Annotated in this window: 14 protein-coding genes; 10 read left to right on the top strand and 4 right to left on the bottom strand. The window is 62.9% G+C overall.

Translation table 11 applies throughout. The features are described 5' to 3' along the window. Window positions 1–6: 6 nt before the first annotated feature. Complete coding sequence (locus AAGF34_RS08935) at window positions 7–774, bottom strand: SDR family oxidoreductase (RefSeq protein WP_342620263.1); 768 nt, start codon at window positions 772–774, stop codon at window positions 7–9. Window positions 775–881: 107 nt separating this feature from the next. Between AAGF34_RS08935 and AAGF34_RS08940 the strand changes: the two genes are divergently transcribed. The 4 genes from AAGF34_RS08940 to AAGF34_RS08955 all read left to right on the top strand — a co-directional run bounded on the left by AAGF34_RS08940 (window position 882) and on the right by AAGF34_RS08955 (window position 4,450). After that, window positions 882–1,811 carry a LysR family transcriptional regulator gene (locus tag AAGF34_RS08940; RefSeq protein ID WP_342620264.1) on the top strand — a complete coding sequence of 310 codons (930 nt, stop codon included), beginning with the start codon at window positions 882–884 and terminating at the stop codon, window positions 1,809–1,811. Continuing rightward, a complete protein-coding gene (locus AAGF34_RS08945; protein WP_342620265.1) occupies window positions 1,808–3,415 on the top strand; it encodes an FAD-dependent oxidoreductase in 1,608 nt (535 codons plus the stop codon). Before AAGF34_RS08940 ends, AAGF34_RS08945 begins: the two co-directional genes overlap by 4 nt. Window positions 3,416–3,607: 192 nt before the next feature. Further along, entirely contained in the window at window positions 3,608–4,018 is a 411-nt protein-coding gene (locus AAGF34_RS08950; protein WP_342620266.1) for a DUF4148 domain-containing protein, read from the top strand. 120 nt (window positions 4,019–4,138) lie between these two features. Next, window positions 4,139–4,450: a hypothetical protein gene (locus AAGF34_RS08955; RefSeq protein ID WP_342620267.1), complete on the top strand. Its 312-nt coding sequence runs from the start codon at window positions 4,139–4,141 to the stop codon at window positions 4,448–4,450. A gap of 39 nt (window positions 4,451–4,489) precedes the next feature. On the opposite strand, the gene speD is transcribed toward AAGF34_RS08955, so the two are convergent. Both speD and AAGF34_RS08965 read right to left on the bottom strand, forming a co-directional pair. Further along, complete coding sequence (speD, locus tag AAGF34_RS08960; RefSeq protein WP_342620268.1) at window positions 4,490–4,864, bottom strand: adenosylmethionine decarboxylase; 375 nt, start codon at window positions 4,862–4,864, stop codon at window positions 4,490–4,492. A 14-nt stretch (window positions 4,865–4,878) separates the two neighbouring features. Then, window positions 4,879–6,000 carry an NADH:flavin oxidoreductase/NADH oxidase gene (locus AAGF34_RS08965; RefSeq protein WP_342620269.1) on the bottom strand — a complete coding sequence of 374 codons (1,122 nt, stop codon included), beginning with the start codon at window positions 5,998–6,000 and terminating at the stop codon, window positions 4,879–4,881. 118 nt (window positions 6,001–6,118) lie between these two features. On the opposite strand from AAGF34_RS08965, the gene tkt reads away from it, so the two are divergent. The 6 genes from tkt (at window position 6,119) to AAGF34_RS08995 (ending at window position 22,011) form a co-directional block, all read left to right on the top strand. Further along, complete coding sequence (tkt, locus tag AAGF34_RS08970; protein ID WP_342620270.1) at window positions 6,119–8,191, top strand: transketolase; 2,073 nt, start codon at window positions 6,119–6,121, stop codon at window positions 8,189–8,191. 49 nt (window positions 8,192–8,240) lie between these two features. Next, window positions 8,241–9,239 carry a type I glyceraldehyde-3-phosphate dehydrogenase gene (gene gap / locus AAGF34_RS08975; protein ID WP_342620271.1) on the top strand — a complete coding sequence of 333 codons (999 nt, stop codon included), beginning with the start codon at window positions 8,241–8,243 and terminating at the stop codon, window positions 9,237–9,239. A gap of 71 nt (window positions 9,240–9,310) precedes the next feature. Further along, a complete protein-coding gene (gene rarD, locus AAGF34_RS08980; protein WP_342620272.1) occupies window positions 9,311–10,180 on the top strand; it encodes an EamA family transporter RarD in 870 nt (289 codons plus the stop codon). 132 nt (window positions 10,181–10,312) lie between these two features. Next, window positions 10,313–18,955: a filamentous hemagglutinin N-terminal domain-containing protein gene (locus tag AAGF34_RS08985; RefSeq protein ID WP_342620273.1), complete on the top strand. Its 8,643-nt coding sequence runs from the start codon at window positions 10,313–10,315 to the stop codon at window positions 18,953–18,955. Window positions 18,956–18,964: 9 nt separating this feature from the next. Beyond that, on the top strand, window positions 18,965–20,431 hold the full coding sequence (locus AAGF34_RS08990) for a FecR domain-containing protein (protein ID WP_342620274.1): 1,467 nt from the start codon (window positions 18,965–18,967) through the stop codon (window positions 20,429–20,431). A 5-nt stretch (window positions 20,432–20,436) separates the two neighbouring features. Beyond that, window positions 20,437–22,011, top strand: a complete 1,575-nt coding sequence (locus AAGF34_RS08995) for a ShlB/FhaC/HecB family hemolysin secretion/activation protein (protein ID WP_342620275.1) — start codon at window positions 20,437–20,439, stop codon at window positions 22,009–22,011. On the opposite strand, the gene AAGF34_RS09000 is transcribed toward AAGF34_RS08995, so the two are convergent. Beyond that, window positions 22,012–24,702 (bottom strand): EAL domain-containing protein, encoded by a 2,691-nt coding sequence (locus tag AAGF34_RS09000; RefSeq protein WP_342620276.1) that lies wholly within the window; start codon window positions 24,700–24,702, stop codon window positions 22,012–22,014. Window positions 24,703–24,860: the final 158 nt, after the last annotated feature.

Genomic DNA, 24,860 nt, shown 5'->3' on the forward strand with positions numbered 1-24,860 from the left:
CCGGGCTCAGACGAACATGCCGCCAGACACCTCAATGCGCTGGGCGTTGACCCAGCGGTTGGCCGGGCTGCACAGCGAGGCAATCATGGCGCCAATATCGTCGGCCTCACCCACGCGGCCCAAGGCAGTTTGCGACGCCACGAAGGCGTTGAGCTGAGCGTTGTCGCGCACCGCGCCGCCGCCGAAATCGGTGGCAATGGCGCCCGGCGCCACCACGTTGACCGCAATGCCGCGTGGGCCCAGCTCCTTGGCCATGTAGCGGGTGAGCGTCTCGATGGCGCCCTTCATGGACGCGTAGGCTGCGTAGCCGGGCAAGGCAAAGCGCGCCAGCCCGGACGACAGGTTGACAATGCGCCCGCCGTCTGCCATCAGCGGCAACAGCTTTTGCGTCAGGAAGAAGACGCCTTTCAAATGCACGTTGACCAGCGCATCAAACTGGGCCTCGGTGGTGTCCATCAGCGAGGCATGCACGCCGGTGCCGGCGTTGTTGACCAGGACCTGGAAGTGCTCGGTGTTCCAGCGGCTGCGCAGGGCTTCGCGCACGCTCTGGGCAAACGCGCTGAAGCGGCTGCTGTCGGCCACGTCGAGCGGCAAGGCCAAGGCTTTGCGCCCGGAGGCTTCGATTTCTGCAACCACGGCTTGTGCCTGTGTGGCCTGGGTCTGGTAGGTCAGGATGACGTCAAAACCTTGGCCGGCCAGATGCAGCGCAGTGCTCCTGCCCAGACCGCGGCTGCCGCCGGTAACGATGGCGATGGGGTTGGTGGTGGTGCTCATGGGGTTTGCCTTTCATGCAATGTGGATGGGATGAAGTGCAGTCTATTGATCGGCGCGAAATGAATAAATGGTTGAAAGTTGATTGCTTTGTTCAATAAAATAAAACAATGAACTTTCTGGAACACATGCGCATCTTTTCGCGCGTGGCCGAGCTTTCCAGCTTTACGCAGGCGGCAGACAACCTCGGGCTGCCCAAGGCCACGGTCTCGACTTCGGTGCAGCAACTGGAAAACCAGCTGGGCGCACGGCTGCTCCACCGCACCACGCGCAAGGTGTTGCTGACGCAGGACGGGCAAGCCTTCTATGAGCGCTGCGTTGACGCTTTGGCCGACATGGATGAGTTGCAGACCATGTTCCAGCAAAAAGATGCCGCGCTGCTCAAAGGGCGCGTGCGCATCGACATGAGCACGGTGATGGCGCAGGACGCCGTGCTGCCGCGCCTGCCCGAGCTGTTGCAAACCTATCCCCTGCTGGAAGTGGAGGTCAGCAGCACCGAACGCCGCGTGGACCTGGTGCGTGAAGGCTTTGATTGCGTGCTGCGGGCCGGCAAGGTGGTGGAGCCCGGCCTGATTGCCAAGCCGCTGTGTGACATGCGGCTGGTCAACTGCGTGAGCGCGGACTATGTGGCGCGCCATGGGCTGCCTCATACGCTGGCCGATCTGGCCGCGCACCAGCTGGTGCATTACGCGGCGGTGCTGGGGAGCAAACCCACAGGATTTGAATACTTGCAGGGCGACGAGGACCGCGCGCTGCCAATGCCGGGTCAGGTCACGGTCAACAACGCTGGCGCCTACCAGTCGGCCTGTCTGGCGGGTTTGGGGCTCATCCAGGCGCCCTATGTGGGCCTGCGCCGCTGGATCGCTAGCGGGGAGCTCATCATGGTGCTGCCCGCGTTCGAGGCGCGGCCCCTGCCGCTGTCACTGGTGTATGCCAGCCGGCGCAACCAGTCGGCCCGGGTGCGCGTGGTCATGGACTGGCTGAGCCGTGTGGTCATCGCGCATTGCACCGTGGATGCCGCTCATTTGGGTTCGCAATGAAGCAGCCCATACCGAACCGCCGCCAGTTTTTGCACGGTGCTGCGGGCACGCTGGCGGCCTTGGCCGGTTGCAGCGCCCGGGAGCCGCTGCAAGGTGGCTTCACGGGCATCAACCATGAACGCGGCCACTCGTTGCGCGACACCACCTCCTGGCCTGCTCCTGCGGTGGTGCGCAGGGCACGCGTTGTCATTGCCGGTGGCGGTGTGGCCGGTCTGGCCGCGGCGCGCGCCTTGGGCCTGCAGGGGGTGGAGGACTTTGCCTTGCTGGAGCTGGAAGACGAAGCGGGTGGCAATGCACGTGGCGGAAGTGTTGGGGGAATAGCCTGCCCATTGGGCGCGCACTACCTGCCCATTCCCGGCGATGACGCGCCCGACTTGCAGAATCTGCTGCAGGAACTGGGCCTGCGCAGACGGGTTGCAGGGCGCTGGGAATACGACGAGCGCCACTTGTGCCACAGCCCGCAGGAGCGCTTGTACTTCCACGGTGCCTGGCAGGACGGCCTGCTGCCTGCGCGGGGCGTGGGGGGCGATACGCTGGCGCAGTACCGGCGGTTTGCGGCGCTGGTGGACGAAGCCCGCCGCGCAGTGCGTTGGAGCATTCCCGCTTCGCACTCCCCGCACAGCGCCTTCAAGCAGCGGCTGGCCTCCATCACCTTTGAGACCTATCTGGGTCAGCAGGGGCTGACCGATGCGCATCTGCGCTGGTACCTGGACTACTGTTGCCGGGACGACTATGGCGCAGGGCTGTCCACCGTGTCGGCCTGGGCCGGCATCCATTACTTCGCTAGCCGCCATGGCTTTCAGGCGCCGGGCGCCGAACACCCGGAACACGACGGCCTGCTCACCTGGCCCGAGGGCAACGCCTGGCTGACGCGGCGCATGGCTGTACCGCTGGGCGAGCGGTTGCACACCGGGCAGGTGGTGCTGCGCATTGCGCAAGACAAACACCAGGTGGAGGTGGACAGCTTCAACACCCGCACCCACACCGTGGAGCGCTGGCAGGCGGACCGCGTCATCGTGGCGCTGCCCCTCTTCATCGCAGCGCGCGTGCTGCAGGACGCGCCGGACTTTGTGCACGAGACGGCCGCGCGCACCCAGCACGCGCCCTGGCTGGTGGCCAACATCCATATCGACCGGCCCCTGCAGGACAGGCCCGGCCCGGCACCCAGCTGGGACAACGTGCTGTACGGCGACGCGCAGACCACGCCCGGCCTGGGCTATGTAGACGCCATGCATCAGAGCCTGCTGCCGGTTCCGGGCGCTACGGTGCTGACCTACTACCGCGCCTTGGGCGACGTGCCGGGCGGGCCGCTGCGGGGGCGCAGGCAGTTGCTGCAGCAGCCCTGGAGCGTCTGGCGTGAAGCCATCATCAGTGAACTGACACCTGCGCATCCGGACCTGCCCTCCAAGGCGACGCGCATGGACATCACCCGCTACGGCCACGCCATGGCCATCCCCACGCCAGACGCGCAAGGCCGGGTGGGCTATCTGCCGCCAACTACCGGGCGCATTCACTTTGCCCATAGCGACTGGGCGGGCTATTCGGTGTTTGAAGAGGCCTTTGCCGCAGGACACCGCGCCGGGTCCACACGGATGCGTGACTGAGTCGCAAATTTCAAGAGGCGTATTGTTGCGATAAGCGAAACATGCTTGTTCTGTTTTGATGATTTATCTTTGTATTTGGAAATACTAAAGTTCATCCCATCGACGAGACGAATGCAATTCCGCCCCATCGGTACCGCAAACAAGGCGTATTGCCGCAGTTTGCGGAATCATCAACTTTTAAGGAATGAAATCATGAAAACCTCTTACGCAAGCGCAATCGTTTTGGCTCTTTCTGCTTTGGCTGCTGGACATGCATCTGCAGGTACCGGCCCCGACCCATACGGTGAGGTTATGGGCTCGGGTGCTTCGACAATTTCCGCAGCCGGCAAAACCCGAGCGCAAGTGCTGAAGGAACTCGCTGACGCACAACGCACAGGCAATATTGTCGCCAATGTTGGCGGTGAAAAATCTGGCGTGAAGCTAGTCCAGCTGTACCCAACACAGTTCGCTACACAGGAAGCCCCAATTGGCAAGTCCCGCAGCCAAATAATGAAGGAGCTGTCTGAAGCACAGCGTACAGGTGACATCGTTGTGAACGTGGGCGGCAGCCACGGCGGTTTGAAGCAAAACCAAGTATTGGAACAACAGGTCTTCGCCGAATAGTCCTTTAGAAGACCTTGGCCATCAAGGCGCCTCTTCAAGGGGCGCTTTTTTTATGTGCGCGAGGGGCCCCATCGGCATGGTCTGTGCATATCATTCGCATGACTACCATGCGGAGCCGCTGTGAAGAAGTTCTTTTTGACTTTGGTTATTTTTCTGACTGCTGGGAGCGCCGTTGCGGAAAACGGTCGACTGGACTGCACCACGTTCAACGGCGGAAACAAGGTCTTTCACTTTCTCATCGATGTGGACCGGGATCGCAAGATCGTGCTGGTAGATGGCCAATTCACCACTGAAGTGTCCATTTCGGATTTCCACGTCAGTTTTGTGCTTGCCGATGGCAATGAAAGCTACAACTTCAATATCTATCCCAATGGCCGCCTGATTGCCATCCATGCGTCCAACAAGTCAACCTTGCTGATGCAGTGCACTTAGGTGAATGCCCGTTGGTCTGGGGTGATTCCGACAACTTGTTCACACCAGCCCGCGCAGCAATTCCTTTTGCTGGTAGTGCGCCGGCTGAAACAGGGCGAGCAAGGTATTCAGCAAGGCGTGCGCCTTGGCAGAGTGGTCACCACCGAAGTTGCACACATATACGTCCAGCGTCACCGCGCCCGTTTCCGGCCAGGTGTGTACGCACAGGTGCGACTCTGCCAGCAGCACGGTGGCGGTGACGCCACCCGGGCCCTGGGCGGTTGCGGGGAAGGTGTGAAACAGCTGGGCCACGGCCTGCAGGCCCGCGTCGTCCACCGCCTGCACGCAATGCGCGCCCAGGCGTATCGCATCGGTCAGAAGGGCCGCATCACAGCCACACTGGCGGAGGTCCGCGGTAAGGTGCAGGCCTTGCATGGCGGTACCGCGCCTCAGCGTGCGCCTATCGAAACCTTGCCAAAGACCTGTTGCGCCTCGCGTGGCAGGCAGCGCCAGTACACCGGGTTGGCCTGTACCGCGTCACCCAGGGCCGCGGCGGCCTGCCAGCCCCAGCGTGGCTGGTACAGAAAGGCACGCGCCAGGGCAATGAGGTCGGCATCCCCGGCTTGCAGAATCGCCTCGGCCTGGTGGGCGTCGGTGATCAGCCCCACGGCGGTGGTGACCATGCTGCTTGCCGCGCGGATCTGCCGGGCAAAGGGCACTTGGTAGCCGGGGCCGATGGCAATCTTCTGCTGCGGCGAGAGGCCTCCGCTGGACACGTGGATGAAGTCGCAGCCCAACGCCTTGAGCCGCTTTGAAAACTCGGCAACCTGATCGGCATCGAGTCCACCTTCCACCCAGTCGGATGCGGAAACGCGTATGCCCAGCACACCCTTGAACACTTCACGCACGGCGGCGAACACTTCCAGTGGATAGCGCATGCGGTTCTCCAGGCTGCCGCCGTAGGCATCGGTGCGCGCGTTGGACAGCGGGGACAGGAACTCGTGCAGCAGATAGCCGTGTGCACCATGCAGCTCGATGGCGTCTATGCCCATCTTGTCGGCGCGGCGGGCGGCGGTGACAAAGGCATCCCGCACCCGCGCCAGATCGGCCTCGCCCATTTCCTGGGGCGGCGCTTCTGACGGCAGTTGCGCGATGGCCGAAGGCCCAAAAGGCTTCCAGCCTCCAGCCTCTGCGCTGAGCAATTGCCCTCCGTGCCAGGGCAGGGCGCTGGAGGCCTTGCGCCCGGCGTGCGCCAGCTGGATGCACACGGCGGTGTGAGGCGCCAGCTTGCGCGCGCGTTGCAAAGTGTCGGACAGCTTGGCCTCGGTACGCTCATCCCACAAACCCAGGCAAGCAGGTGTGATACGCCCTTCGGGCAGCACAGCAGTGGCTTCGATGGTGAGCATGGCAGCGCCACCGTTGAGCAGATTGCCCCAGTGCATCAAATGCCAGTCCGTAGCCTCGCCATTCACGGCCGAGTATTGGCACATGGGCGCTATCACAATGCGGTTGGGAAGGGTGATGCCGCCGCGCGGCGAGGGCAGTGTCAGGGGGGAGAAAAGCAGGCTCATGGGGCAAGCATAGCGCGGGCAAGTAGCCCCGGGTTGCGCTGCATTAAAGGACTACACAGTGGCACCGGTAAAATGCGGAGTTCTCCCACAGCCCATCCCTTTACCGGAGCCGCCAACAATGGCCAATACCCAACAGATGGCAAGCGCAATCCGCGCTCTTGCCATGGACGCAGTTCAACAAGCCAATTCGGGTCACCCCGGCGCCCCCATGGGCATGGCCGATATGGCCGTTGCCCTCTGGGGCGAACACCTGCGCCACAACCCGGCCAATCCCCATTGGATCAACCGTGACCGCTTTGTGCTCTCCAACGGCCACGGCTCCATGCTGATCTATGCGCTGTTGCACCTCACCGGTTACAAGCTGCCCATGGAAGAGCTCAAGAACTTCCGCCAGCTGCACAGCAAGACCGCTGGTCACCCCGAGTTCGGCATCACGCCCGGCGTGGAAACCACCACCGGCCCCCTGGGCCAGGGCCTGACCAATGCCGTCGGCATGGCACTCGCAGAAAAACTGCTGGCCAAGGAATTCAACCGCGAAGGCCACACCGTGGTGGACCACAACACCTATGTGTTCATGGGTGACGGCTGCCTGATGGAAGGCATCAGCCACGAAGCCGCCTCACTGGCCGGCGCCTGGAAGCTCAACAAGCTGATCGCCCTGTACGACGACAACGGCATCTCCATCGACGGCCAGGTCGCACCCTGGTTCAGCGACAACACTGCGCTGCGCTTTGTCGGCTACGGCTGGAACGTGCTGGGTCCCATCAACGGCCACGACGCCGAGCTGGTGTCCAAGACCATCACCGAGGCCAAGAAGTCCACCGAGCGCCCCACGCTGATCATCTGCCGTACCAGCATCGGCAAAGGCAGCCCCAACCGCGCCAACACTTCCAAGGCCCATGGCGAACCTCTGGGCGCTGAAGAAATCAAGCTCACCCGCGAAGCCATTGGCTGGGAATACCCACCCTTTGTCATCCCCAAGACCGTGTACGCCGACTGGGACGCCAAGAAGGCTGGAGCTGCCGCGCAAAAGGAATGGACCGACAAGTTCAACGCCTACAAGGCCGCCTTCCCCGCATTGGCCAAGGAACTGGTACGCCGCTCCAAGGGCGAACTGCCCAAGAACTTCGTGCAGACTGCGGTGGACACCATCATCGGCGCCCACAACAAGGCCGAAACCGTGGCCAGCCGCAAGGCGTCGCAACTGGCGCTGGAATCCTTTACCGCAGCCATTCCCGAACTGCTGGGCGGCTCTGCCGACCTGACCGGCTCCAACCTCACCAACACCAAGAGCACGCCCAACCTGCGCTTCACGTCCCACGGTGACGTGGTGCAGACGCCCGATGCCAATGGCAATCTGGTCGGCGGACGCCACATCAACTACGGTGTGCGCGAGTTCGGCATGGCAGCCATCATGAACGGCATTGCGCTGCACGGTGGTTTCATTCCCTATGGTGGCACCTTCCTGACCTTCAGCGACTACAGCCGCAATGCCATCCGCATGGCCGCACTCATGAAGATTCGCGTGGTGCATGTGTTCACCCATGACTCCATCGGTCTGGGCGAAGACGGCCCCACCCACCAGTCCATTGAGCATGCTGCATCGTTGCGCCTGATCCCCAATCTGGACGTATGGCGTCCGGGCGACACGGCAGAAACCGCCGTGGCCTGGACCGTGGCGCTGCAGAACGAGAGCAAGCCCACTGCACTGCTGCTGTCGCGCCAGAACATCAGCTACGCGACCAAGGGTGACTCCGAATCGGCCCCCGATGCCAGCGGCCTGGATGCCATCAGCAAGGGTGCCTACGTCCTGTCTGAGCCCGCCGATTCCGGCCTGAAGAAGAAGGCGCAAGCCGTCATCATCGCCACCGGCTCCGAGGTGCAACTGGCGCTCAAGGCCCAGCAGGTGCTGGCCGAGCGCAAGATTGCCGTGCGCGTGGTGTCCATGCCCAGCAACACCACCTTCGACCGCCAGAGCGCCGAATACAAGAGCGCCGTGCTGCCTGCGGGCCTGCCGCGCGTGGCCGTGGAAATGGGCTCCACCGATGGCTGGTGGAAGTACGGCGTGTCGGCCGTGGTCGGCATTGACACCTTTGGTGAATCCGCTCCTGCGCCGGTGCTGTTCAAGCACTTCGGCTTTACCGAGCAGAATGTGGCAGACACGGTGCAGGCCGTGTTGCAGCGCAAGTAAGACAAGCGATTTTTCGGCAGTTTATTTTTAACGGAAGAGAGAGAAGCAAATGACTATCAAGATTGGTATCAACGGTTTCGGTCGCATCGGTCGCAATGTGCTGCGCTCTGCATTGCAGAACTTCAGCGACATCGAAGTGGTGGCCATCAACGACCTGCTCGAACCCCATTACCTGGCTTACATGCTGCAGTACGACAGCGTGCACGGCCGCTTCAAGGGCAGCGTGGCTGTCGATGGCAACACCCTGATCGTCAACGGCAAGAAGATCCGCCTGACCCAGGAAAAAGACCCGGCCAACCTGAAGTGGAACGAAGTCGGTGCCGACATCGTCATCGAATCCACCGGCATCTTCCTGGACAAGGCCGGCGGCGAGAAGCACCTGGCAGCGGGCGCCAAGAAGGTCATCTTCTCCGCCCCCAGCAAGGACGACACACCCATGTTCGTCTACGGTGTGAACCACACCAGCTACAAGGGCGAGGCCATCATCTCCAACGCTTCCTGCACCACCAACTGCCTGGCTCCTCTGGCCAAGGTGGTGCATGACAAGTGGGGCATCAAGCGCGGCCTGATGACCACCGTGCACGCTGCCACCGCCACACAGAAGACTGTGGACGGTCCTTCCAACAAGGACTGGCGTGGCGGCCGTGGCATTCTGGAAAACATCATTCCTTCCAGCACGGGTGCTGCCAAGGCGGTGGGCGTGGTGATTCCCGAGCTGAACAAGAAGCTCACCGGCATGTCCTTCCGCGTGCCCACCAGCGATGTGTCCGTGGTGGACCTGACTTGTGAACTCAACAGCCCTGCCACGCTGGCCGAGATCTGCGCCGAGATGAAGGCCCAAAGCCAGGGCGCCTTGAAGGGCGTGCTGGGTTACACCGAGGACAAGGTCGTTGCCACCGACTTCCGCGGTGAAACTTGCACCAGCGTGTTCGATGCCGATGCCTCCATCGCTTTGGACGGCACCTTCGTCAAGCTGGTGAGCTGGTACGACAATGAGTGGGGCTATTCCAACAAGTGCCTGGAAATGGTACGCGTGGTCAGCAAGTAATTTTTGCCGGCTCCCTCAAGGCGCGCCTCGGCGCGCCTTTTTTTATTTGCCACAGTGATTGGATTGACTTCATGAACCCGGGCGTTCTTTTTGCCTCCAGTGCCTACATTGCGTGGGGCCTGTTTCCGCTGTACTTTCACATGCTGGGCGGCGTGGGTGCGCTGGAGGTGGTGATGCACCGCACCGTGTGGTCGCTGGTGTTCCTGCTGTGTGTGCTGCTGGTGATGCGGCGCTGGGCCTGGTTGCGCCAGGTGACCAGCCAGCCGCGCGTGCTGGGAGCGTTTGCCCTGTCTGCGGCGCTGCTGACGGTCAACTGGCTGACCTACGTGTGGGCCGTGCAGAACCGCCATGTGCTGGATGCCAGCCTGGGTTACTTCATCCTGCCGCTGGTGAATGTGGCGATCGGCTTTTTCGTGCTGCACGAGCGGCCACGACGCGGCCAGTGGCTGGCGGTGGTAGTGGCGACCGCGGGCGTGCTGTGGCTGGCCATACAGGCCGGGCATCCGCCCTATACCGCACTGGTGCTGGCCTTGAGCTTCGGTGTCTACGGCTTGCTGCGCAAGGTGGGCGCATTGGGCGCGCTGGAGGGGTTGACGCTGGAGACCCTGCTGCTGGCGCCGTTTGCCGTCTGCGTGCTGGCCTACCTGACCTGGCAGGGGCAGAGCGCCTTTGTCCAGGGCGACGTGCCTACCCTGGCGTGGTTGGTGCTGGGCGGCCCGTTGACGGCCACTCCCTTGCTGCTGTTCGCTGCAGGCGCGCGGCGCATCACACTGACCACCATGGGCATCCTGCAATACATTGCGCCCAGCCTGCAGTTTGCGCTGGGGGTATGGCTGTTCCATGAGCCGTTCCAGAGTGCGCGCTTTGTCGGCTTCCTGCTGATCTGGACCGCGCTGGTGATCTACAGCGTGGAGGGCTGGTGGATGAGCCGAACGGTCTGAGTTCGTTGCAAAAGGCCGTGCAATTTTTTTGGCGCGGCGCAATAATCGCGAAAAAACTGGGAGGTCAAAAAGTTCGCGCCCTATAGGTGTGCAGCATAGGCTAGAGGCGCGGTGTTCTGGGAGGCGCATTCCATGCGTTCGACGAATATGCACACGCGTTGGCAGCTGTCTGCCCTCGCCTTGGCCATTTATTTGGGGTTTGGCTCCTCCGCCTGGGCAGCGGGTGCGCTGCCGCAAGGCGCCACCGTGGTCAATGGGCAGGTTGGCATCAGCCAGACCAATCCCAATAGTCTTCAAATCCAGGCCACTGCTGGCTCCATCGTCAACTGGCAGCAGTTCTCCATCGGTTCGGGCAACCAGGTTCGCATCGCTTTGCCCAGTTCATCGAGCTCCATGCTCAACCGCGTGGTGGGGGTGGACAGCTCCCAGCTGCTGGGTTCGCTACAGAGCAATGGCCGCATCTTTCTGATCAATCCCAACGGCATTGTGGTGGGCTCCGGTGCCCGCATCGATGCCAGCAGCTTTATAGCCTCCACGCTGGACATGGCGGATGGTGATTTCCTGGCTGGCAAGTTGCGCTTCATGGCTACTTCGGGTGCGGGTGCCATTCGCAACGACGGGGTGATCACGGCCGGCCCTGGCGGGCGCGTGGCCCTGATTGCGCCCGACATCCAGAACACCGGCATCATTCAGGCGCCTGACGGGCAGATCCTGCTAGCCGCAGGGCGCAAGCTGGAAATATCCAGCCTGGACTTTGAAGGCGTGACCTTCGAGATCCAGGCGCCTACCGACGCAGTGTTGAATCTGGGCAAGCTGCTGGCGGAAAACGGCGCGGTATCGGTCTTTGCCGGCACCTTGCGTCATAGCGGTGAAATCCGCGCCAACCGCATGGAGCAGGATGCGGACGGCAGCATCCGCTTGGTGGCCAGCAATGCGCTTAACCTGGACAGCGGCAGCATCACCACGGCAGATGGTCTGGCCGGGGGCAGCATCCGTTTTGAGACCACTGGCGGAACCACCCATGTGGCTGGCTCCGTATCGGCGGTCGGTGCCGATGGCAAAGGCGGCAGCATCCAGATACTGGGCAACCGCGTGGCGCTGGATGCGGGCGCCCGCGTTGACGCTTCCGGTGCGCGTGGCGGTGGCGAAGTACTGGTGGGGGGCGACTTCCAGGGTAGGAACGCAGCCATCCAGAACGCTGAGCGGGTCTATGTAGACGCCGATGCCAGCCTGCGGGCCGACGCTACGCAAAATGGCAATGGCGGCAAGGTGGTGGTGTGGGCCGACGGGAACACGCGCTATCTGGGCAGCCTCTCTGCCCGTGGCGCGGGCGACGGCAAAGGCGGCAATGCGGAAGTGTCGGGCAAGCAGAACCTGTCCTTTGCCGGATCGGCCGACCTGGGCGCGGCGGCAGGCCTGAGTGGCAATCTGTTGCTGGACCCGCTGGATATTCTGGTTTCCAGCACGGGCGGCATATTGACTTCGGTGGTGGACCAGTTCTCCGACTTTTCCGGCAATGTGGTCACCATCTCGCCCACCACGCTCAACAGCGTCAAGGGCAATGTCACCCTGCAAGCCGAGCGCGACATCTATTTCAACAGCGCCGTAGCCCTCACCACGGCCGGCGCCGGCCTCAGCGCCACCGCAGGCGGCACCAGCTTCAATGCTGCGGGTGGCGGCCAGATCTATCTGAACCAGGGCATCACCACCAATGGTGGCGCGGTGACGCTGCGCGCCGTGGGAGTCACGGGCTCGGGGACCATCAGTACGGCTGGCGGCGCAGTGGACATCAAGACCTCGGGCAACGAGAGCTATTCAAGCGCCATCAGTTCGGGCGGTGGTGCCGTCAGCCTGGAATCGCAAACCGGCTATGTGAGCGGGGCCAACGTCAGCGCAGGCAGCGGCGCCATTGCGGTGACTGCTGCAACCAGCATCTACGGCGGGGACTACAGCAGCACCGGCAACGTGAGCCTGCATACAACCGCGGGCTCCATCAGCAGCGGCAATGTGACGGGTGGGACCGTCAACCTGTCTGCAACCGGCGGCAGTATTTCCGGCGAATACGTGAACGCAGCCACGCGGGTGGACGCCACGTCATCCAGCAGTTCCATCTACCTGCTGAACTATGCAAGCCAGCCCTTGCGCGTGGGCACGTTGAGCGCACCTTCGGTCATCAACCTCAACTCCAGCAATGGGTTTGAGCAGGCCGCGGGCGGCTCCATCACCGCGCCATCGGTGTACATCAGCAGCAACTACGGCAGTGCCCAGACCGGCTCTCTGGCGTCTCCGCTGCGCATCAGCTCGCCGCAACTGACACTGCAGTACCTGGCCGCAGATGCACACATCCAGTTTGTCGGCAACCCGACGCTGACGGCGTTGACGCTACAAGGCTCCCTGGCTGCGCTCTCCAGCACCACCGTCAGCGGCGCGGCCAATCTGGGCACATTCACGCTGGGCACCTCGGGTGGCAATCTAAGTGTGACGGCCGATAGTGGCGCAGTCAGTGGCTTCGGTTCGGGCTTCGTGCTGCAGGTCAACGACGCTGGCATCACCGCACCCACACTCAACCTGCTGGGCGGCAACGTCACCCTGAGCGCTGCGGGAACACTCAACATCGGCACACTCAATGCCGCCAGCCTGTACGCAACCGCCCAAGGCGCGGTCAGCCTGGGCAGCATCACGACCACGGGCAGCTCCGGCATCTATGTTTCCACCAACGCTTGCACTGCGAGCTATGTAGGTTGCGCGAATTCCAGTCCCATCAACGCAACCACACTCACGGCGGGCGGCAGCGGCGCGGTGCAGCTGAACACCTATGACAACGGCGACATCACCATCAGCGGCAGCCTGAGCGCGTCTTCCGCCACGCTCAGCGCGGGCAGCACTTACTACACCTCCGCCTATCCGTACTACTACACCATGCGTACCGCGAACAACATCAACGTGGCTTCGGCCACGCTGAGCGGCGGCCTGAGCGTGAGTGACAACGGCGCCGGCAATATCACGCTGGGCAGTTTGACGGCGGGCGGCGCGGTCAACGTCAGTGCAGGCGGAACTTACAAGGTCGTCAGCGGGACCTACCCTTACTACCAATACCTCACCACCAGCAACAACATCAACGTTGCCGTGGCCGAACCCGGCACGCCCGCAGGCTCCTTCCAGATCAGCAACAGCGGTACGGGCAACATCAGCGTCACCGGGGTGGTGAACCGGCCCAGCGGCAGCATCAGCCTGTCCGCATCCAACGGCAGTGTCACAGCGGCCAATGACCTCAGTGCCAACGGCACCATCACCGTCAGTGCGGGAGGCACCACCTCAGCCACGACGCTGGCCAATGTGACATCCGCCAACGGCAGCGTGTCCCTGGGGGCCGGCGGAAACCTGACCGTGGGGCAGGTGTCTGCTGGTTCAATGACTGCCTCTGGCAACAGCAGTGTCAACGTGAGTGCGGGTGGCGACATCAGCTTTCTGAGCATCAACTCGCACTCCCTGGGAACCGCGGGCGTTTCGCTCAGCTCTTCCAGTGGTTCGATCAAGACACGCCAGGACAACACCAGCGCCGATATCAGTACCAATGGCAACGTCACGTTGTCGGCCAATGATCTGGGCAACGGTGTCATTGGCGACTCCAGTTTCACCAATCCGCTGGACATCGTCTCGGGCCTGCTCACCAGCAACGCGATTACGCTGTCCGCCGGCAAGGACATTGGTGCGCTGGGCAAGACGGTGAATGCCGACACCCTGGGCACGCTCAGCGTCACCTCGCTCGGCGGCAAGTTCTTCGTGGCGGCGCAGACCGGCGACGGCGTGACGCAGCAGAGCCTGAGCACCATACGCCTGTCGGCTTCAGCCGCCGGGATGGGGGCCAGCGGAACGTCGTCGCTGAGCACGCTGGACCTGAACATCAATGCCATCAGCGACGGCAGCAACATCACCTTGGGCGACGTGGTGCGTTCCACCGGTAGCCTCAATGAATTCCGCTTCACCACAAGCAATGGCGGCCTGGCCATCGGCAACATAAACCTGAACACAAGCGGCTACAACCAGCTGTACCTCAATGCCGCCGGTGCGCTGACGCAAACCAGCCCGGTGACCACCAACAACATCAGCGCTGGCTACATCTATCTGAACTCGGCCGGCAATCCGATGACGCTGGGCAACGTCAGCGCGTCTTCCCTGACGGCGGGGAACATGGTGGATATCTATGGCGGTGACGTCACCACGGGCGCGCTCAATGGTCCTGGCGTGCAGGTCACGGGCGCCAACCTCAGCCTGGCTTCTGTCACAACCACTGGCACCAACCGCGGCTACTACAGCGCCTACTACTACGTCCCGCGCGTGGGCTACAACATCTATGTGACCGATGAATTGCGTCTCACGGCCTCGGGCACGCTCACCACGGCGGGCGCCATCAGCAGCCAGACCTCGGCCATCGTCAGTGCCAACGGCCTGACGGTGAACGCGGGCAGCGGCACCGTTACCGGAGGGCATACCTACACGGGCTACTACGCGGATACGGTCAACCTGAACTCCGGCACCGGCGCGCTGTCGGTTGCCAACGTCAGCAGCTACAACGTGACAGCACAGGGCAACAGCCTGACCATGGGCACGGTCAGCGCAAACAACGGGTTGAGCCTAGGCAGCGCCACCACCACCTCGCTGACTACTGCAGGCCTGAGCGGCTCCGGCAGCGTGACCTTGAACGCCGGCAGCTTCTCCACCGGCAACATCACGACGTCTGGCGGACTGAACCTGACGGCCAATGCCACCGGAGCCCAGACATACCTGCCCGGCGCCATCAGCATCTCGTCCGCCTACACCACCATCAATGCGACCAATGGCATCAATCTGAGCAGCGCCACTGTCACAGCGCCATCGGCCACACTCAACGCCACTGCGGGAGACATCACCGCCACGTTGACGGGCACCACCAGCCTCACGCTCAATACCGGGGGGATGTTCACTGTCAGCTCGCTGTCCGCGCTGACCAGCCTGAATGTCACTGCGGATGGCTCGGTGGCCGGGGCCGGGGGCGGCTCCAGCGTCACCGACTCCGCCAACCAAGTCATGAAGGTGCAGAGCCCCGTGGGCGCGCTGGCCGTGACGCTCAAGCCATCGGCGGCGGGAATCTCGGAGCGCTATACCGAGACCAGCGCCGCGGTGACCGACATGACGCTGAGCACCAGCGGTACGCTGGGTAGCGGCAGCAGCATCAACGTGTCGGCCCCCTCGGCCAACATCACCACATCCAGCGTTGCCATGGCCAACGGCAGCCTGACGCTTTCCACCGATGGAGACATCAACCTCACCTCGGTAACCACGGGTGGTGGCGCGGTCAATGTGTACAGCGGCTCCGGCACGGTAAACCTCACCTCGGTGGGAACCGGCGGCGGCAGCGTGACGGCACGTACAGCGGGTGACACCACCAAGAATGTGAACGTGGTCAGCGTGAACACCTTGGGCGGCAGCGTTGGATTGACAGCCGACAACGGCAGCATCACCGGCACCGGCGCATTGGCCATAGACATGCGCAACGGCGCTGGCGCGGCCAGCGGTACGCTGACCCTGCTGGCCGAGCAGGGCAGCATAGGCAGCGGGGCGACTCCGTTGCTGACCAGCGGTGCCATCACGTTGGATGCGCGCTCCAAGGACGATCTGGTGGTGGACGTGGCCAACACGGCCTTGACCAATCTGTACATCACCACCCAGGCGTCCGGTGCCGGCACAGTGCAGGTCACCAACAGCAATTACAGCGGCCTTGCCATCGGCCGCGTGGGCGGCACGGATCTGAACCTGAGCGGCTTGAACCCCACCGCAACCGGATCCTTCTCCCTGAGTGCGCGCGATGGCAACATCAATGTCACCAGCGACATCGGCAACCTGTACAACCTCACGCTCAATGCCGGATATGGAAACGGTGCGGGTGACCTGAACATCGTTGCCACCGGTGGCGTGGCGCGTTCCGTTGCCACAACCAACAGCATGTCGCTGCAGGCGGGCCGCGATATCACCATTTCTGCCGGCGCCAATGCTGCCGAAAGCGTCAGTGTTCAGAGCGGCTACAGCATGACACTGCAGGCCGAGCGGGACATCCAGGTGCTTGCCAACGGTGGCAGCGCGGCAGTCAAGCAGGTGGGCCCTTATTACGCCTCGCAGAATGTGACCGCCGGTCGCGACATCGTGGTCAGCGGCGGGGCCTCGAGCAATGCCTATGCGGCCCTGCAATCCACGCTGGGCAGCCAGAGCCTGAACGCAGGGGGCAACACCCAAATCCGGGGCGGCAACGGAACCGGCGCCTATGCCAGTGCCCAGGCCGGGCAGAGCCAGTATCTGTACACCAACAACCTGAGTGTGCTCGGCGGGTCGGATGGGGCCTATGCCTCCCTGCAAGGCGCTTCGCAGAGCGCAGAGCACATCTACGGCATTGCGCTGGTGCAAGGCGGTAGCGGCACCGGCGCGTATGCCGAAGCGGTCAGCACCTCGGGTTCCCAGGGCTTCGGCAACCAGAGCACCTACTATTACGGCAACGTCACCGACGGCATTACCGTGCAGGGTGGCAGTGGTTCGGGCGCCTACGCCTCGGTCCGCTCCGCCACGTCACAGGAAGTGCACAGCGCAGGCGACATCCAGGTACTGGCCGGCACTGGTGCCAACGCCAATGCCGAGATCAAGGCCACCACTTCGCAGAACGTGGGCGGCACCTCCACCTACTTCTACAGCTACCCAGCCAATACGCCCACCGGCAACGTGCTGGTGCAGGCCAGCGGTACGGGCACGGCACGCATTCTTGCCGGTGGCAACCAGACGGTCTATGCCGGCGGAAACATTGCGGTGATAGCCGGCAGCGGCGCCAACATGACGGCTTCCATCGAGTCCACGGCAGGCTCGCAGACCATAGGAAACAACACCCTCTCTACCAACGATCCCACGGGCAATATCAGCGTGACCGGCGGCACGGGCACGGGTGCCGCGGCGTGGATACGCGCTGCGTCCAATCAGACCGTCATGCCGGGTGGAACGCTCACGGTAACGGGCGGCTCCGGCACCAATGCCTCGGCCTCTATCGAGTCCACCGCGGGCTCGCAGACCATTGGCAGCACTTACATCTATTCCTACGATCCAGGAGACGGCATCGTGGTCCAGGGCGGCACAGGCAGCGGCGCAGCCGCCTGGATCAAGGCAGCAACTGGCCAGACCGTGGACACAGGCGGTGCGGTTGTCGTGGCTGGTGCTGGCGCCTATGCGGAAATAGTGTCCACCGCGGGCAATCAGACACTGGGCAACCGCCTGGGCGGCAGCTATGCGCCCACCAGCAGCATCACTGTCACCGGTGGCACTACCGCCAATGCCTACGCCCGCGTTGCCGCATTGGCAGGTTCCCAGAATGTGCAGTCGTCTGGAACCATCAGCGTGGCGGGCGGCACCGGCGATGGTGCGGATGCCGTGTTGCTTGCAGCCACGGGGCAGACGGTGGGCACCTCCGGCAGTCTGTTGATCACGGGCGGCACTGCTTCTTCTGTGGCGGGCAATGAAAGCGGGTTGCGCAACACGCTTTCGGGCGCGCAGAGCGTGCAGTCGGATCTGGGCATCGCCCTCACCGGTGGCGGTCTGGCGTCCAACACCTGGATTCGCCAGGCTGGAACGGGGGCGCAGACCCTCAACACCAGTGGTGACCTGCAACTGCTGGCACCCACTGCGGGTGCGGAAAGGGTCAGTATCGACTCCGGTGTTGGCGGACAGACCGTGGTTGCGGGCGGTGTGGTCACGCTCGACAACGCAGGCGCCCATGAGATGCGGCTTTCCTCCGGTGCGGCGCAGAGCATCAATGCGGACTCCCTGACCATTCGCCTGAGCTCCACTACCGGCGCATCGCCGTTGACCGCGGTCACAGCCACCGCCAACCAGAGCATCGTTCTCAACGGCGTGGACAGCAACAACCCGGCCACGCTGACCGTGTCCAACCTGAGCGCATCCAGCGGCTCCCAGGCTTTGCTGCAGTCCGGCGGCAATCAGACCATCACCATGAACTATCTGGCGGCCGGGCAGATGCAGGTGGGCGATGCGAATGGGCAAGGCATTTCGAAGGTCTATGCCACGGGCAATCAGACCATCGTGGCGGGCGCATTGCTGGTGCAGGGCGGCTCCAGTGCAGCGGCCAGCTCCACCTTGAGCGATGGCACGACGCTGAGTGGCACCATGCTGATCAGCACCCTCAACGGTCAGGTGAGTGTGCATGCCGGTTTGGCGGGGCCTGCAATGCTGGACCCGCTCAACCTGAGCGTGGTATCCAATGGCTCCATTCTGGTGACCAGTGGATCAGCGTCCACCGCCAGCGCCGGTGTGACGGCCGGCATCATCAACATGACGGCCACCAACGGCAACATGGCCGTGGTCAGTGGCGGTGCTCCAGCGACCGTGACGGCTTCCACCACGTCGACTGCTCCGGGGGCCAACACTTTCAACCTCAGCGCCTCCGGCGGTTTGACCATTGCCGGTGACGCCTCCATCACCGCGTCGGCGGGTGGCTCGGTGTTGCTGGGTGGGCCCTGCACCGGCTGCAGTACGGGGCTGGTCGGTCCCTTTACCGTGTCCGTACCGCCTGCGACTGCCACGGGCTCCAATGCGTCGTTGGGCAATGGGCTCTATCTGTGGACGTCGGACGTTGCCTCTCTGGACCAGTCTCTGCTGGACCTGATTGCAGCCGGCTATGACCTAGTGGTGGCAGAAGACGGCACCGTCATCAGCCGCCGTCGCAACCTGGCTCGGTGCTATTGAGGGGCCAGCATGAAACACCCTCTTACAGCCATGATCACCGCGTCCTCCTCTGTGCCGCGTTGGGCGCTGTGCCTGCTGATGATGCTGGCAGCGGCCATACCAAATGCAGCGCGGGCGCAGCAGCCCGCCGGGCAGGTGCAGCACCTGCAAGGCATGGCCACGGCGCAGCAACCTGGGGCCGCCGCCCGCTTCATCGCCGCGGGGGACAGCATTGCCGAAGGTGATGTCATCACCACCACGGAGAAGGGCTATGCCGTGGTGGCGTTCACCGATGGCACCAAGATCACCTTGCGTCCGGCCACCACTTTTGCAGTGGAGCGCTATGCGCACAACGAAGGCACCGAAGCTGGCCTGATGCGTCTGATCAAAGGCGGCATGCGCGCGGTGACGGGCCTGATCAACAAGATCAATCCCGGTGCACTGCAGTTCCGTGCATCGACTGCCACCATTGGCATCCGAGGCACCAGTTTTGATGCGCGCCTGTGCAACGAGGACTGCCGCTCTGAAGACCGTGCAGCGCAGTCGCGGCCACCGCCCGCTGCAGTGCTGGCCAGCGATCTGGTGGTGGCACGCCTGATCAAGGTCTCGGGTGACGTCACCGCGCAGCAGGAGGGCAAGCCGGTGCGGCATTTGCTGGAAGGCGCTCCGCTGTATATGGGGGACGCTTTGCAGACGGGGCCCGATGCCACTGCGCTGGTAGGATTTCGCGACCAGTCGCGTCTGGCAGTCAACCCGCAGACGCTGGTCAGGATCAATGGCTTCAGCTATTCCAGCGCGCGCCAACCGAACAACTTTGCCTTGCAACTGCTGCATGGCGGGCTGCGCATGTTTACGGGCCTGATTGCCAAGGCCCAGCCGCAAGCGGTGTCTGTGCGCACGCTGGTAGCCACCATAGGCATTCGCGGCACCGGCATGGACATCAGCTGCGAAGGCCCTTGTGCTGACGGTGCCGGCACTGGGGAAGGCGCCTCACCTGCGCCTGCTCTGCTTGCGGCGGGTGACGGACTGTTCATGCACACCTGGCTGGGTCTGACCTTCCTGGATGGTGGTGGCAGCAGTGTGGATGTGCCACTGGATGCGGTCGGCTTTGTCGGGGCGGACCGCATGCCCCGTCTGCTGGCCGCACTGCCCGAGTTCATGAACAGCTTCAAAGTACCGCGGCCAGATATGGAGTCGGTCGACTGGGACGCTCTCTTTGGCGCGCAGGCCTACAGCGGTGAAGATGGCTTGTATCTGTTTGTGCGCGACGGCCATGTGTTTCTGGAGACGGCCAACGGCAGGCGTGACTTTGGTGTGGGCGAGGCCGGCTTTGTCGGCGGCGACAACCTGCCGCGTCGCTTGGCACCACCCGTGCCGCGCTTCCTGAGTGACGATCCATTCCCGATCCCGGAACTGTTTGTGAGCGGTGACAAACGCATACTGCAGTTGTTTGGTGCCACGCTGGGACAGCCCGGCCAGGAAATTTGCAGGCTATGAATCCCATGACGCCCACACACTTCTCCAAGCTGCCTCTGCTGGCGTCGACGGTGCTGTCGCAGCTGGCCTTCAACCCATCCGCCATGGCGCAGCAGACTCCGCCAGCCGTTGCGGTGCCAGCTGAGCCCACCCTGGATATCCGCAGCTATATGATCGATGGCAACAACCCGTTGTCAGACGCGCAAACTGCCCTGTTGCTGCAGCCCTATACCGGAGAGCAGCGCAAACTCAGCCAGATTGAGCAGGCGGCGCTGGCGCTGGAGAAGGCGTTGCGCGAGCGCGGCTATATATTTCACCGCGTGTTTGTGCCCGTGCAGAAACCACAGAATGGCAAGGTCACGCTGCAGGTCATTGCTTTTCGCGTGGGCCAGGTGACGGTGATGGGCAACCAGAGTTTCTCCACCGGAAACATCCGCCACAGCCTGCCCAACCTGCAGGAAGGCAGCGTGCCTGATATCCGCGAAGTCGGGCAGGATCTGACTGCAGCCAATGCCAATCCGGCCAAGCAGGTCACGGTCACCTTCAAGGAGTCGGCCCAGTCAGATGCGGTGGATGCTGATCTGCGGGTCAAGGACTCGGATCCATTGAGCTATTTCGTGAGCTACACAGGCAATCTGCCCGCTGCGGCCAAGAACCCGGATGACACAGTGGCCCGCGTGGGTTTGGGTGTGCAGCACGCCAACCTGTGGGACCGCGACCACGTGGGGTCCCTGACCTATAGCACCGACCCCAGCAAGCAGGACAAGGTGTCGCTCTGGGGGGCGTACTACCAGTTCCCCATCTATGGGCAAGGCTTGAATGTCTCGGCTTACTACACCAGCTCCGACGTCAACTCCGGCCTGGGCAGCCTGGGGCTGCCCGACGTGTCCGGCAAAGGCGAGTTTCTGGGCGCACGTGTCACCTATTCGTTGCCGCGCAACGGCCCAGCTTCCCAGACGCTGGGCCTGGCGCTGGACGACCGGCACTTTGACCAAGGCCTGCCGGGAACCAATGTGGCCTCCTTTCCGGCGTCGCTCAAATATACCTTCCGACGTGACGAGAGCTGGGGCACGGTAGGTGCCAATGTGGAATATGCCGTCAACACCAGCGAGGGCAGTGACAACAACCAGGCCAACTACACGGCCCAGGCTGCGGACTGGAATTGGGAGGCATGGCGCGCCGGGCTGGATTTCAGCTACCGCGGCAGCCAGTGGTACTGGGCCGCCAGGTTGCGCGCCCAGGCCAGCTCCAGCCGGCTCATTACTGGCGAAAAGATGAGCCTGGGCGGTGCCGGATCGGTACGCGGTTTTACTGATGCGGTGGTGCGGGGTGACATGGGCTACTTCTGGAGTCTGGAGGCAACCGGTCCGGAAATGTTGCTGCCTCTGCTGCGCCCTGTGCTTTTCGTGGAAGGCGGACAAGTGCAATCCAACGGCGCGGTGGCCGACCACGAAGAGCTGGCCAGTGTGGGCGCAGGTATACGCTGGAGTTATCAGAAACTCGATGTCTCTGCCGATCTGGCTTTGGCAACCAAGGTCAACAGCGCGGAGAAGCAGACCGACCCGATGCGGCTGCACCTCAGTGCCATTTATCGCTTCTAGTCACGCCAGGTTCTTGACGGGCTTTGGCAGCGTGGACAGCAAGTGCTGCTCGAACTCCTCCACCGGGCAGGGCTTGCCGAACAGATAGCCCTGGAAGTCGCGGCAGCCCAGGCTGAGCAGGAAGTCGCGTTGCGCCTGGGTTTCCACGCCCTCGGCGATCACGTGCAGCGAGAGGTTTTCGGCCAGGTTGATGACGGTCTGCGCGATGGCGGCGTCCTTGGCATCCAGCAACAGATCGCGCACAAAGGACTGGTCGATCTTGAGCTGGTCCAGTGGCAGGCGCTGCAGGTAGGACAGTGAGGAATAGCCGGTGCCAAAGTCGTCCAGCGAGAAGGCGATGCCCAGCGCGTGCAGCGCGGCCATCTTGCCCACGGTCTCCTGAATGCTGTTGACCATCAGGCTCTCGGTCAGTTCCAGCTTGAGCTGGCGTGCATCTATGCCCGCGGCCTGCACGATGGACTGCACCTGCTCCACAAACTGGCTTTGCCGGAACTGGCGTGCGCTCACGTTGACGGCGATGGTCAAGTGGGAGAAGGCATCCTGGGTGGACCAGCGTTTGAGCTGGTCGCAGGCGGCTTCCAGTACCCAGGTACCTACGGGCAATATCAGTCCGGTGTCTTCGGCCAGCGCGATGAAGTCCGATGGCAATACCATTCCGCGCCGCGGATGCTGCCAGCGTACCAGTGCCTCGGCACCCTGAATCTGGCCATCGGCATTGACCTGGGGTTGGTAGTACACCCGCAGCTCACCTTGCGCGATGGCGTGACGCAGTTCAACTTCCATGGCCGCACGGGCATCCACGGCCAGCTGCATGCGGGGATCGAAGAAGCGGACCGTGTTGCGGCCAGCCGCCTTGGCCTGGTACATGGCGGTATCCGAGCGCTTGAGCAATTCATCGGCGCTGACGTTCTGGCTGTTGAACAATGCCAGGCCGATGCTGGCGCTGCACAGGTAGTCATGCTGGAAGCCGCCATGCGCATTGGTTGCAAGCTCCAGGTTGTAGGGCTGGTGCAGTGAGGAGAGGATTTTTTCCGCCACGGATTCGGCCTGGCTGGCAGCCAACGTGCTCTCGTCGAGATCCTCCAGAATCACCACAAACTCGTCGCCCCCCATGCGCGCAGCGGTATCGCCCATCCGCACACAGCTTTGCAGGCGTTTGGCCACTTCGATCAACAACTGGTCGCCCACGCCATGGCCCAGCGTGTCATTGAGCATCTTGAAGTTGTCCAGATCGATCATCAGGAGCGCGGCATGGCGGTGGTGCCGCTCACATCCCACCATGGCGCGGTTCAGACGTTCCAGCATCAGCCGTCGGTTGGGCAGGTTGGTCAGTGGGTCGTAATAGGCCAGCATCTCGATCTTCTCCGCGTTGGCCAGACGCTCGGAAATGTCGCGGATCGAGGTGTGCACATGCAGATGCTTGGACCAGTAGAAATGGCTGGACCGCACCTCCACATCCACCAGCCGGCCGTCCTTGCGGCGCAGACGTGTCTCCCGGGAAATCGGCTCCGCGGTCAGATCCGTATGTTGGAGGATGGCGTTGCGGGCCACTTCGTCGGGCCAGCACTCCTGCCACTTGTGATCATCAAAGTCCAGCAGCTCCCTGCGGCTGTAGCCGAGCAGGCGGCAGAAGCGGTCATTGACCTCCACCAGCCGGCCCATGGAGTCGGTGATCTGGATGCCGTCACTGGCATTGCGCAAATACATTCTGTTGCGCAGGTTTTCTTGTGTCGCGCGCTGCAGCATTCCCGACAAGACCAGACCCAGTGCAATCGTGACTGCGGCAAAGCAGATCACCGTTGCAATGACCTTGTTGCGCTCGGTCGTCCAGCCCGCCAGGTAGTCTGAACTGGCCACGCCGGCCAGCACCATCAGGTGCGCCTTCTGCATACGCAAAAAGGAGTAGATGCGTTCCTCGCCGTCTACGGCGTTGGGGGTGTAGAAGGTCGTGGCCGTGGCACCACTTTCATAGGCCTTGCGGAACTCGGAAGAGATGACCTTGTTGCCCACCGTGCCGGCGGGCATGTTCGGCAAAGGCGGGAAACGCACGATCAGCCCCAGCTCCCTGTCACGCAGGGCGATGGTTCCCTTGCGGCCCAGATCGAACTGGGACAACATGTTCTGGAACTGGTCAAGCGCCACGGCACCAAAGACGATGCCCGCAAAGGCACCGCCCGGGAAGTTGTATCGGCGCGCAAAGATGATGATGTTGTGTTGCTGCAGTCGCCCGACGACGGGTTTGCTGATGGCCAGTTCCTTGCCGGTGGTGCTATCCCGGAGTTGCTGGTAGTAGTCCCGGTCGGTAATGTCGACCGATGTGGGCTGATTCGATTCGCTGCGCAGAAACACACGGCCCTGTGCGTCGGAGATGCGCACGCCCTCGACTTCCGGCACGCGCTCCTGGAAGCGTGCAAAAGCATCGCGCACCAGGGCGGTCTTCACCGGCTTGCCGCCGATGACCTGCTGCTCCATGTCATCCACCAGATATTGCAGCGCCAGGTCGATCTTGTCGATGCTCGACGCCAGGTTGTGCTCCACCGCATTGGCGATGTTGCGGGTCTGAACCTCGGCCTGCTGGACGTATTGCAACTTGCTCTGATTGAGCCAATACGCTGACGCGGCAATGGCCAGCAGATTGACGCCCAACAACACCCCGATCAGCAGAACCTGTATGGACCGTGCACGCGACATGGGCAGATAGGTGTTGGTAACGCTTAGGCGTTCAGATTGTTGTGGTTTAACGGGGCAGCGCTGTCAGCATTGCATGCCCGGCTGATTCTGGCACAACTAGGACCGCTTGGGCGCCATTAGCTGGTACGCTTGCGCCATGGGCCGACGCAGTGGCATGC

The organism is Rhodoferax sp. GW822-FHT02A01 (assembly GCF_038784515.1).
GTDB lineage: Bacteria > Pseudomonadota > Gammaproteobacteria > Burkholderiales > Burkholderiaceae_C > Allorhodoferax.